A 12124-nucleotide genomic window follows, 5' to 3' on the forward strand; every position below is an offset into this window, starting at 1 on the left:
ATTCTGGTGTAAATCGACGTCTCATTTTATCTGCCTCTATTAAAAGTTAGAGGCGACAACTATCCTGACACAGGGGGAGAAGCATCGCTTCTGTTTACTTAATTTCTTTGCTAACAAAACAACTTAAAGATCTATTTCACAAAGAGAAGTGAAAGAGGAGTAAATGAGAAAACACAAGCGATGGTTTATTAGCGGAGCTTTTTCAATTTAGCTTTATTGTTACCTCTAAAAGCGCAGCGTCTTTTAACCTCTTTGTGAACAAATCGCTTATTATGGGCGTGAAGAAACTTTAATAATTATTCAAAGTATGTAAACAAAAAAGCCCCGCTATTTATTAAATAGCGGGGCTTTTAAATAAGTGTTAGTTATTAATCAACACTCAATGTTTTAGTCATTGCAGAACTTGCACGACCAGCAGGTTTGATAGAACCCGCACGTAAACCACTATCTGGCACTAGTTCACGTTTATCGTGAGCCATTGCTACAGATGTGTGTTTTACTTCGCTATCAGCTACAGGAGTAGGCTGTGCCATTGGCGCACTTGCAGACCCTTGAGTAACCGCTGTTTTAACATGCGGTGCTGATTTTTCAGTTTTCACTTTTGCTTCAACTTTAGCTGGCTCTTCAGTTACTACTGGAGTTTCAACTTTAGCTGGTTCTTCAGTTACTACTGGCGCTTCAACTTTAGCTGGCTCTTCAGTCACTACTGGAGTTTCAACTTTAGTTGGCTCTTCAGTTACTACTGGCGTTTCAACTTTAGCTGGCTCTTCAGTTGCTACTGGAGCTTCAACTTTAGCTGGCTCTTCAGTTACTACAGGAGTTTCAACTTTAGCTGGCTCTTCAGTTGCTACTGGAGTTTCAACTTTAGCTGGCTCTTCAGTTGCTACTGGAGCTTCAACTTTAGCTGGCTCTTCAGTTACTACAGGCGTTTCAACTTTAGCTGGCTCTTCTACAGCTTCAACTTTTGCTAAGTCTTCAACGGCAACGGCTTGTTCAATTTGCTGCGCTGCATCCACAGGTGTTTCTTCAGATTTCGCTTTCAGTTCTGCTTCATATTCTGCAGCTGCTTGATCAGCAACTGGAACAAATGCAGGGGCTTCATCAGATTTAACTTCTGCTTCACCTTCAGGACGTCGACGACGTTGACCAGATGCACGAAGATGACGAGGAGAACGGCGTGAGCGTGTACGTGTTTGCTCTTGCTCATCTTCTGTAGTTGCTGTTTCATCGTTAGAATCAACAGTTTCAATATCAACTTTCTCTTCTTTAATATGCGCTGTTTTTTCTGCCGGAGCTTGTGTTTGCTTTTCTACAACAGGTGCTTGCTCTTGAACTTGTGGAGTGTCAGTAACTACCGCTTGTTCAGGTGTTTGCTCTGTTGAGTTTGCTTGCTCAGCGTTTTCATCTTGCAGACGTACTTTTTTACGTATGTTACGACGTTGACGGCGAACCTTAGGCTTTTGCTCTTTAGGCTCTACAGCTTGAGCTGGCTTAGAATCAGTTTCTACTTCTACTTCTGCTTTTACAGGAGCTTCAGCTTTAACTTGATCTTTGTCTTCGCTTTTATGCTCTGGGCGCTTACGAGAGTTAGGGTTACGACGACGCTTATTACGGTTCTCGCTTCTCTCTTGAGTCTCAGTACTAGTTGCTGCTGGTGAGTCTGTTTTAACTTCCTCTTCAGCTGCAGGGCGCTCATTGCGTGGTTTATTAGTGCGCGGGTTATTATTACGACGACGTTGGTTGTTATTACGACGACGATTATCGTTACCACGGCGAGCGTTATTACGCGCTTCTTGCTGCTCTTTTTCTACAGCTTCTTTTTTCTCTTCTACTGTTTCGCTTGCAAATAACGATTTAAACCATTTAGTGATTGCTTCAAACAAGCCACCTTCAGTTTTAGTCTCTGTTACTACAGGCTGAGCTACTGGTGCAGGCGCTGCTTGTGGAGCCGGTGTAGAAGGCATTACAACACCTTTTAGCATTGGCTCTTCACGTACTGGTGCACTTGGTGATTTTGACATCTCAAATGCTTCAGGTTCTGGCGCAACAACTTGTCCGTAACTTACCGTTTCAAGTGTTTCGTCTTTACGTAAACGCATAACTTCGTAATGTGGTGTTTCCATATGTTGATTAGGAATAATCACTACGTCACATTTATGATGTTTTTCAATGCGATGAACACTACGACGTTGCTCATTTAATAAATAAGCAGCAACGGCAACAGGCACTTGTGCATTTACTTGTGCTGTGTTGTCTTTAATTGCTTCTTCTTCAATTAAACGAAGAATAGAAAGTGCGATAGATTCGTTTGAACGAATAGTACCTTGTCCACTACAACGTGGGCATGGGCCTTGGCTTGCTTCACCTAATGAAGGACGCAGGCGCTGACGCGACATTTCAAGTAAACCAAAGCGTGAAATTTTACCAATTTGAACACGAGCACGATCTGGACGAGCAGCATCTTTTAAACGATTTTCTACTTCACGTTGATGACGTGGAGGCGTCATATCGATAAAGTCGATAACAATTAAACCACCTAAGTCACGAAGACGTAATTGACGTGCAATCTCATCAGCTGCTTCTAAGTTAGTATTAAGTGCTGTTTCTTCAATATCGCCGCCTTTAGTTGCTTTAGACGAGTTGATATCGATAGACGTTAGTGCTTCAGTTGGGTCAATTACAATTGAACCACCAGAAGGCAAGCGTACTTCACGCTGGAACGCAGACTCAATTTGGCTTTCAATTTGGTAATGCGTAAATAAAGGAGTGTCGCCTTGATAAAGCTTAACACGGCTCATAAAGTCAGGGCGAAAACGCTCAATGTGCGCTTTAGCTTCTTCAAAAACACGTGGTTTATCAATTAAAATTTCGCCAATATCACGACGTAAATAATCGCGTATCGCACGGAATATTACATTGCTTTCTTGGTGTATTAAAAATGGCGCTTTAGCACTATCGGCTGCTTGTCTAATTGCTTCCCAATGTACTAATAATGCTTTTAAATCGTAGTTTAATTCTTCAAACGATTTACCAACACCCGCTGTACGAACAATTAAGCCCATACCTTTAGGAAGTTCTAAACGACCCAATGCTTCTTTAAGTTCAGTACGTTCATCACCTTCAATGCGACGAGAAATACCGCCAGCACGTGGGTTGTTAGGCATAAGTACTAAGTAGCTACCAGCAACACTGATAAAAGTAGTTAACGCAGCGCCTTTTTGGCCACGCTCTTCTTTATCAACTTGTACTATAACTTCTTGACCTTCTTTGATCACGTCGCGAATGTTAGGGCGACCATGAAAAGTGTAACCTGCAGGGAAGTAAGTACGGGCAATTTCTTTTAAAGGAAGGAAACCATGGCGGTCAGCACCGTAATCAACAAATGCTGCTTCAAGAGATGGTTCAATGCGAGTGATTTTGCCTTTATAAATATTGGCTTTTTTCTGTTCGTGACCTGGGCTTTCGATATCTAAATCATATAGGCGCTGGCCATCAACCAGTGCTACGCGCATTTCTTCTTGCTGCGTTGCATTGATTAGCATACGTTTCATATTGTTACTCTACTTATTTATGTCGCTGACATGACGATGTTTTTCTCGCCTGTTCAGTTGTCCCTATTTTTAGAATGTGCAGCCTCACGACTGGGTCTTTAACGGAACGGCTCTGTTTCTCGTATGCAGTATTTTAAATGCTGGCAAACAATAGCAATTATTATCGCTATTAAATTCTTAATGGTGCTAAAACTGTCGGCTTTTCAGCTACGTTTACAAGTTTTACCCAGAAGTCGGCCTGTCATATTAATCTTACTAAATATCATTCATATTAGGCGCGTAGGGCTCATTAAGTTGGTGAGCAATACATACTGATGTATCGCTAATATCCGTTTTAAGAGCAAAAATCGCTGCCGATGTTAATGAACGCTTATTTATTAGATTTTTTTAGTTCTAAATAAGCTGCTATACGGTACTACAATAATTGAGCTAGTGCTGAACGACGTTTTTTACGTCGTCACTATCAGACAAATTATCTGTTCATTGCTTTCTCTAGCACGTTAAAAATCGCTTCATGTTCAAACTTAACCAGCAATATATTACGCGCATTGCCGTTAATTGATCGCACGTGTTAACTGAGGAGGCATAAAAGCTTTGGAAAACTTAACTCGGATCTGTATGATCGGCTACCCAGAATGTGCATCACGAATGTTTTAATGTGTTAAAAAGCACCGTTGTTATTTGCAAATACTAAATATTTGCGCTGCTGATTATCCCACTATTATTACAGTGTTAGCAACTAAATTATTTTACTTAAATTAGTGATTAGGCAATGTCAGAAAAAAACGACTTACAAGTAACTTATGTCACGATCAACGAAGACCATTTAGGTCAGCGTATTGATAACTTTCTTATTACCCATTTAAAAGGGGTGCCTAAAAGCGCTATTTATAAACTTTTGCGCAAAGGTGAGGTACGCGTTAATAAAAAGCGTATTAAGCCTGTATATAAACTACAGCTTGAAGATGTACTTCGTATTGCACCTATCAGAGTTGCTGAGCGTGAAGAATTTGTTCCATCAAAGTTAGACAAAGTAACGCGCCTTGAAAACGATATTTTATTTGAAGATAAATACCTCATCGTTATCAATAAGCCATCAGGTATGGCTGTTCATGGTGGCAGTGGCTTAAGTTATGGTTTAATTGAAGCACTACGCGCACTTCGCCCAGAAGAACGTAGCCTTGAACTAGTTCATAGGCTTGACCGTGATACATCGGGTTGTTTACTTATCGCGAAGCGTCGTTCGGTGTTAACCGCATTGCATGAACAACTTCGTGAAAAAACAATGGAAAAAAATTACTGGGCGCTTGTAGAAGGGCAGTGGGACTCTAAAACTAAAAACGTAACCGAAGGGCTGCGTAAAAACACACTTAAATCGGGTGAGCGCGTAGTACGCGTAGATAACACTGAGGGTAAACCTTCACATACTCGCTTTAAAGTATTAGAGCGCTTTAACGATTGCTCATTGGTACAAGCATCACCTGTTACAGGACGTACGCACCAAATTCGTGTGCATACGCAATGTAAAGGCCACCCAATAGCATGCGACGATAAATATGGCGATCAGGGTTTTGACGATTCTATGCGTAAAGTTGGTTTAAACCGATTATTTTTACACGCACACGATTTAACTTTTTATCATCCTAAAAACGAAACAACGATGCGAGTAGAAGCACCGCTAGATAAAACGCTTAAAAATACATTACTAAAATTACGAGATGCAAAACTGTGATAAAAGTAGCCCCAATTAAAAAATATAAGCTCGTTATTTTTGATTGGGACGGCACAGTTATGGATTCAGTCACTAAAATAGTTAACTGTATTCGTAGTAGCGCCGAGTTACTTAATATTGTGCCGCCAAGCGACTTAGCAATTAAGAATATTATTGGGATGTCGCTTGAAAAAGCAATTGACGTTTTATTTCCCAATAATGCAGCGCAGCATCAAGCGTTAATTTCTGCTTATAAGCATCAGTATAGTGTGGATACCACACCTACTCCTGTATTTGACAATGTTGCCAGCGTTTTAGGTACCTTAAAAGAGCAGGGCATTGTTTTAGCCGTTGCTACAGGTAAAGGTAGGGATGGATTAGAGCGTTTACTTGAACAAAGTAAATTGCGCCACTTTTTTAGTGCAACGCGTACTAGCGACGAAGCGCAATCTAAGCCCTCTCCAGATATGTTGTATCAATTACTAGAAGAACTTGGCATAAGCGCTAATGACGCTGTAATGATTGGTGACACTCAAATAGACATGAACATGGCAAAAGCCGCTGGCATGGATAGAATTGGTGTAACTATGGGTGTACACAACGCTCAGCAACTAAATGAGCTTAGCCCTATTGCCACTGTAGATAACTATCTGCAGCTGCAACAGGTTTTGCTTGGCTAATTTATTTAACTAGAACTTGTTTTGAGCATTAAGTACATCAATACCAAACTCAGCCAGTAATTGGCTGAGTTTAATTAATGGTAATCCAATTAAGCTATTAGGATCGTCACCCGTTAGTTTTTCAAATAAACAAATACCTAACCCTTCGCTTTTAAAGCTACCAGCACAGTTATAAGGCTGCTCTGCGTCGCAATAAGCACTAATTTGTGCATCACTAAGTATTTTAAAAGTAACATCAAAGGGTTCAACACACGTTTTTTTAGTGCCAGTTACAATATCGTAAACACAAAGCCCTGTTAAAAATGTTACAGTATTGCCGCTAAATAAATTTAGTTGTTTTACGGCATTTTGTTTATTATGTGGTTTACCTAAAATTTGATTGTTAAATACAGCGACTTGGTCTGATCCAATAGCTAACCCTTTGTTAAAGTGTTTATTAGCTGCTGAGGCTTTTAATTCACTTAAACGCTTAACCAGTTCGGTAGGTGTTTCGGCTTCAAGTGCTGATTCGTCAACATCTGGTGAAAACGTATCAAATGGTAAATTAAATTTTTGTAATAAAGACTGCCTAAAAGGCGAGCTTGACGCTAAAATAAGTGGGTGCTTCACGGACTGTTTTCCTTCAATAATTCAGATTGAGTTAGGATAAATCAGATCCGAGAGTAAAACACGTTAAAAACCAAGTAAAAATGGTTTTTTACTTTGACTAACAAACTAACTATCTATATGATGCAGCCCCTATGCAAAAGGTGAAAATTCCCATCACTCTTCATCCAGGCAAAGCAGCGCAGCACCGTTTAAAGTATGACGGAATTGTACCGCTTGAAAAACTTACTCGTTTAGAGAAAGTTGTGCAGGAAGAAGTAGGTGAAATAGCGGTAAAAATACATTGCAAAAACGATGATCAAGGTTTCGCTGTGATTAGAGGCAATTTGTCCACACACGTTACTGTCATTTGTCAACGTTGTAATGGTGATTTAGGGTTGGATTTGGTTCAAGACTTTGCATATTCACCAGTAGGTGAAGATACAGAGTTGGATATTTTTCCAGAAGACTACGATGAAGTAGCGCTTGATGAAAATGGTGAAATTAACGTTTTTGATTTAATTGAAGACGAGCTAATTTTAGCAGTTCCATTAGTGGCTACCCACAACGAAGCTTCATGCAGTTATTCAGCAAAGCCTGCCAGCTTTGGTGTATTAAAGGCGGAAGATGATAAACCTAATCCATTTGATATTTTGAAACAACTTAAGAAAGATTCTTAGGAGAAGACTATGGCTGTACAAAAAAGCAAAAAGTCTCGTGCAAGACGCGGCATGCGCCGTTCACACGATGCGATCAGTGGTCCAACTTTAACTGTAGATCAAACATCTGGTGAGACTCATCGTCGTCACCATGTGACTGCAGATGGTTACTACAAAGGCGTTCAAGTAATTTCTAAATAAGAGATTACTTATATGCTGAAAGATCTAACCATAGCGTTAGATATGATGGGGGGCGATTACGGCCCCCGTTCATCTATTCCTGCTGCCGTTTGTGCGGTAAATGCTCATGCCAATTTAACTCTCATTTTATGTGGCAATGAACACGTTATATCTAAAGAACTCGAATCTCTCGATTCTCTACCTCATCCTAGACTCATAATTCGTCACTGTAGTGAAATAGTCACTAATGCCTGTGAACCTGCAATTGCTGTGCGTTCAAAAAAAGATTCATCTATGCGTGTTGCCCTAGATTTAGTTAAATCGGGCGAGGCTCAAGCATGTGTTAGCTCAGGTAATACCGGCGCTCTATTTTTTATGGCTCACTATGTATTAAAAATGCTGCCAGGTGTTAAACGTGCCGCACTCATTTCATCTGTTCCTACAGAGCTTAAAAACCCAGTATATTTACTTGACTTAGGTGCTAATGTGCATTGTGATGCGCAAATGTTGTATCAGTTTGGCATTATGGGCTCTATTGTTGCTGGACAAGCACTTGGTTTGGATAATCCTCGCGTTAGTTTATTAAATATTGGCGCTGAGGACATTAAAGGCCACGACGACATTAAACAAGCTGCACAATTAATGCAGCAAAGCCCACATATAAATTATATTGGTTACAGCGAAGGAAGTGATATTTTTTCGGGTAAGGCTGATGTCATTGTATGCGAAGGGTTTGTTGGCAACGTAGCACTTAAAACATGTGAAGGCATTGCCAAGCTTATTATGAATAAGTTTACAACCGCACTCGAAAAGCACCTTTTATATAAATGTATGGCGTTTATATTGCGCCCAATAATAAAAAAACTCTATAAAAGGGTGAACCCCGACCAGTATAACGGTGCTTCTCTGGTAGGATTGCGCGGTATTGTCGTTAAAAGTCATGGAAATGCGTCAGCTAAAGCATTTCAAGCAGCAATTGATGAAGCGGTAAAAGAGGTTGAACGTCAACTTCCTGATAAAATAGCCGCTATTTTCGAAAAAACACATTCTAAAGACACGGCGGTTAATCAATAATTGATGTGCCGTGTATTTCATTATTTATTTGTTTAATTAAAAAGAGCAAAGTATGGCACAAAAAATTGCACTTCTATTCCCAGGTCAAGGCTCGCAAAGCGTTGGTATGTTACAAGAGCTACTAGAGAGTTCTGACATTGTTAAAGCAACATTTACAGAAGCGTCAAATGCACTGGGTTACGACTTAGCAGAGCTAGTTATTAATGGCCCAGAAGAAAAATTAAATCAAACCCACCGCACACAACCTGCATTACTAACTGCAAGTGTTGCTATTTACCGTGATTGGTTAGCAGCTAACCCTGATGCAGACGTTGTTATGGCGGGTCACAGCTTAGGTGAATACTCAGCGTTAGTATGTAGCGATGTATTAAGCTTGAGCGAAGCCGTAAAGCTTGTTGAAAACCGTGGTTTATACATGCAAGAAGCCGTGCCAGCAGGCGTAGGTTCAATGGCTGCTATTATTGGCTTAGGCGATGATGAAATTAAAGCGGCTTGTGCTGCCTCAGCGCAAGGTGAGGTTGTATCTCCAGTTAACTACAACTCTCCTGGTCAAGTTGTTATCGCAGGCCATAAAGCGGCAGTAGATAGAGCATCGCAAGCATGTAAAGATGCCGGTGCTAAACGTGCATTACCACTTTCTGTTAGCGTACCTTCACATTGTGAGTTAATGAAGCCAGCAGCTGACAAGCTAGCAGCAGACTTAGCCGCTTTAACATTTAATACACCTAAGTGTGATGTAATTAATAATGTTGATGTAAAAGCTGAAACGTCAGCTGATGCAATTAAAGACGCACTAGTACGCCAGCTTTACAGCCCAGTTCGCTGGACAGAAACAGTACAAGCCTTGGTTGTGCAAGATGTAACACAAAGCTACGAATTTGGTCCTGGTAAAGTATTAACAGGACTTGCTAAACGAATTGATAAAGCAATGATCTGTGGCTCAGTAAACGACGCCGCTTCAATTGATGCAGCTAAATAAGAGTATATAAAATGTCTAATTTATTTTCATTAGAGGGCAAAATTGTCCTAATTACTGGCGCCAGCCGTGGTATTGGTAAAGCAATTGCAACAACATTAGTTGCACAAGGTGCAAAAGTTGCAGGTACTGCGACAAGTGAGTCAGGCGCTGCTAAAATCAGTGAATACTTAGGTGACAATGGTAAAGGTTATGCATTAAACGTAACCGATCCTGCATCTATTGAAGCAACACTTGCTGCAATAAAAGCTGATTTAGGCGATATTGACGTACTTGTAAATAACGCAGGTATTACACGCGATAACTTATTAATGCGTATGAAAGAAACTGAGTGGGACGATATTATTGACACTAATTTAAGCTCAGTTTTCCGTTTATCTAAAGCGGTACTTCGTCCAATGATGAAGAAAAAGAAAGGCCGTATTATTAACATTGGCTCAGTAGTGGGTACTATGGGTAATGCAGGTCAAGCTAATTATGCAGCGGCTAAAGCGGGTGTAATTGGTTTTTCTAAGTCACTTGCGCGCGAAGTTGCATCACGCGGTATTACAGTTAACGTAATCGCACCTGGTTTTATTCAAACAGACATGACTGATAATTTAACTGATGAGCAAAAAGCAGCAACACTTGCAAATGTTCCAGCAGGGCGTTTAGGCCAACCAGACGAAATTGCTGCTGCAGTATGTTATTTAGCATCTGACGCGGCTGCGTATGTATCAGGCGAAACTTTGCATGTAAATGGCGCGATGTACATGGTTTAATCGCCATTGTACCTAGATTGCTACTTGATAAAGTTAAGTAAGTTACCTCAAAAACATTGAATTATTTGTGAACTTGCTTTAAACATACTTGAAATCGCTGCGAAAATAAGCGATAAAAGACAAAACACACACTCAGAGGTTTGACCAGACAATTATTTATGGTCAAATCATTGAATCAGAGAATTATGCGGCGTAAACTACGCCGCAATCTGAAAATAACGCATTGGCGTTTTTAATAAAGGAAAGAAGAATGAGCGATATCCAAGAACGCGTAAAGAAAATTATCATTGAACAACTAGGTGTTAAAGAAGAAGAAGTTAAAAATGAATCTTCTTTCGTAGATGACCTAGGTGCAGATTCTCTTGATACTGTTGAACTAGTAATGGCTCTTGAAGAAGAGTTTGATACTGAGATCCCAGATGAAGAAGCTGAGAAGATCACTACAGTACAAACTGCTATCGATTACGTTACAGCACACGCTGAGTAATTAATCGCACGTTAAAGGCAGCATCCGCTGCCTTTAATTTTTTATATCCAAACCACCTCAAAGTTCGTGATTCAAAACTTAAATCTCTATGCTCAATTTTAGTTAAAAATTAATTTTGATTGTGTTATGCGTTTTTAATCTATTTGGGACTAGCACTTTGAGGTAGCTTGGGTATGATCATCCCCTTGTAAAATATCCCTTATTGGAGGCAAACCGTGGCTAAACGTCGAGTCGTCGTAACTGGCTTAGGAATGTTGACGCCGCTAGGTAATGATGTTCAATCAACCTGGCAAGGCTTATTAGATGGTAAAAGTGGCATTCAAACAATAACGCACTTTGATACATCAAAATTTGGTACTAAATTCGCTGGTTTAATAAATGATTTTGATGCAACTGCATACATGTCAGCGAAAGATACTAAAAAAATGGACTTGTTTATTCAGTACGGCATTGCAGCGGGTGTTCAAGCCTTTAAAGATTCAGGCCTTGAAATCACTGAGCAAAACGCAGCACGCATTGGTGTAGCTGTAGGTTCAGGTATTGGTGGGCTTACGTTAATTGAAGAAAACCACATTAAGCTATTAAATAGTGGTCCGCGCAAGTTATCGCCATTTTATGTGCCGTCTACCATTATTAATATGATCTCAGGTCATTTATCAATAATGCATGAACTTCGTGGTCCTAATATTTCAATTGTAACTGCTTGTACAACTGGTTTGCATAATATTGGCCATGCAGCGCGTATGATTGCCTACGGTGATGCAGATGCAATGGTTGCTGGCGGTGCAGAAAAAGCCTGTACCCCAATTGGTATGGGTGGCTTTAATGCTGCACGTGCACTTTCAACACGTAACGACGATCCACAAGCGGCTTCTCGCCCTTGGGATAAAGACCGCGATGGCTTTGTGCTTTCTGACGGTGCAGGTGTTGTTGTAGTTGAAGAGTACGAACATGCTAAAGCTCGTGGCGCTAAAATTTATGCTGAGCTAGTAGGCTTTGGTATGAGCGGCGACGCGTATCACATGACGTCACCACCAGAAGATGGTGCGGGTGCTGCACTTGCAATGCAAAACGCACTAAACGATGCGCAAGTAAACGCTGAGCAAATTGGTTACATTAACGCACACGGTACATCTACAAATGCAGGCGATAAAGCAGAAACTGCCGCTGTTAAGTCTATTTTTGGTAATGCAGCTAAAGATGTAATGGTAGGCTCGTCTAAATCGATGATGGGTCACTTGTTAGGTGCTGCAGGTTCAGTTGAATCGATTATTTCGATTTTATCACTGACAGATCAAAAAGTGTCGCCAACTATCAACCTTGATAACCCAGACGAAGGGTGTGACTTAGATTATATTGCTCACACTGCACGTGATGCAAAGTTAGACTTTGCACTGTGTAACTCGTTCGGTTTTGGTGGTACTAATGGCTCGTTGCTATTTAAAAAGGTATAATCTTTT

11 protein-coding genes are annotated in these 12124 nt (G+C 40.5%); 9 read left to right on the forward strand and 2 right to left on the reverse strand.

Translation table 11 applies throughout. The features are described from left to right. Positions 1-368: 368 nt before the first annotated feature. Positions 369-3551, reverse strand: a complete 3183-nt coding sequence (gene rne, locus I6F54_RS01970) for a ribonuclease E (protein ID WP_197139466.1) — start codon at positions 3549-3551, stop codon at positions 369-371. 772 nt (positions 3552-4323) lie between these two features. Between rne and rluC the strand changes: the two genes are divergently transcribed. Both rluC and I6F54_RS01980 read left to right on the forward strand, forming a co-directional pair. Further along, positions 4324-5283, forward strand: coding sequence for a 23S rRNA pseudouridine(955/2504/2580) synthase RluC (gene rluC / locus I6F54_RS01975; protein WP_024593397.1), 960 nt, complete (start codon positions 4324-4326; stop codon positions 5281-5283). Then, complete coding sequence (locus tag I6F54_RS01980) at positions 5280-5942, forward strand: HAD-IA family hydrolase (RefSeq protein ID WP_331460712.1); 663 nt, start codon at positions 5280-5282, stop codon at positions 5940-5942. Before rluC ends, I6F54_RS01980 begins: the two co-directional genes overlap by 4 nt. Before the next feature lie 9 nt (positions 5943-5951). On the opposite strand, the gene I6F54_RS01985 is transcribed toward I6F54_RS01980, so the two are convergent. Next, the gene (locus I6F54_RS01985) at positions 5952-6551 is read right to left on the reverse strand and encodes a Maf family protein (protein WP_197120177.1); all 600 of its coding nucleotides are present in this window, start codon (positions 6549-6551) and stop codon (positions 5952-5954) included. 131 nt (positions 6552-6682) lie between these two features. Here I6F54_RS01985 and yceD point away from each other — a divergent pair, with 131 nt between their 5' ends. The 7 genes from yceD to fabF all read left to right on the forward strand — a co-directional run bounded on the left by yceD (position 6683) and on the right by fabF (position 12118). Further along, positions 6683-7207, forward strand: coding sequence for a 23S rRNA accumulation protein YceD (gene yceD / locus I6F54_RS01990; RefSeq protein ID WP_166421419.1), 525 nt, complete (start codon positions 6683-6685; stop codon positions 7205-7207). Between the two features lie 9 nt (positions 7208-7216). Continuing rightward, the gene (rpmF, locus tag I6F54_RS01995) at positions 7217-7387 is read left to right on the forward strand and encodes a 50S ribosomal protein L32 (protein ID WP_002962381.1); all 171 of its coding nucleotides are present in this window, start codon (positions 7217-7219) and stop codon (positions 7385-7387) included. A 12-nt stretch (positions 7388-7399) separates the two neighbouring features. Then, the gene (plsX, locus tag I6F54_RS02000; protein ID WP_007585728.1) at positions 7400-8440 is read left to right on the forward strand and encodes a phosphate acyltransferase PlsX; all 1041 of its coding nucleotides are present in this window, start codon (positions 7400-7402) and stop codon (positions 8438-8440) included. A gap of 52 nt (positions 8441-8492) precedes the next feature. Next, the gene (fabD, locus tag I6F54_RS02005; protein WP_197139467.1) at positions 8493-9419 is read left to right on the forward strand and encodes an ACP S-malonyltransferase; all 927 of its coding nucleotides are present in this window, start codon (positions 8493-8495) and stop codon (positions 9417-9419) included. A gap of 11 nt (positions 9420-9430) precedes the next feature. Further along, positions 9431-10177, forward strand: coding sequence for a 3-oxoacyl-ACP reductase FabG (gene fabG / locus I6F54_RS02010; RefSeq protein ID WP_007585730.1), 747 nt, complete (start codon positions 9431-9433; stop codon positions 10175-10177). Positions 10178-10427: 250 nt separating this feature from the next. Next, positions 10428-10664, forward strand: coding sequence for an acyl carrier protein (acpP, locus tag I6F54_RS02015; RefSeq protein ID WP_002962377.1), 237 nt, complete (start codon positions 10428-10430; stop codon positions 10662-10664). 215 nt (positions 10665-10879) lie between these two features. Then, positions 10880-12118, forward strand: a complete 1239-nt coding sequence (fabF, locus tag I6F54_RS02020) for a beta-ketoacyl-ACP synthase II (protein WP_197139468.1) — start codon at positions 10880-10882, stop codon at positions 12116-12118. Positions 12119-12124: the final 6 nt, after the last annotated feature.

This window comes from Pseudoalteromonas sp. SWXJZ10B, assembly GCF_015864475.1.
Taxonomy (GTDB): domain Bacteria; phylum Pseudomonadota; class Gammaproteobacteria; order Enterobacterales; family Alteromonadaceae; genus Pseudoalteromonas; species Pseudoalteromonas arctica.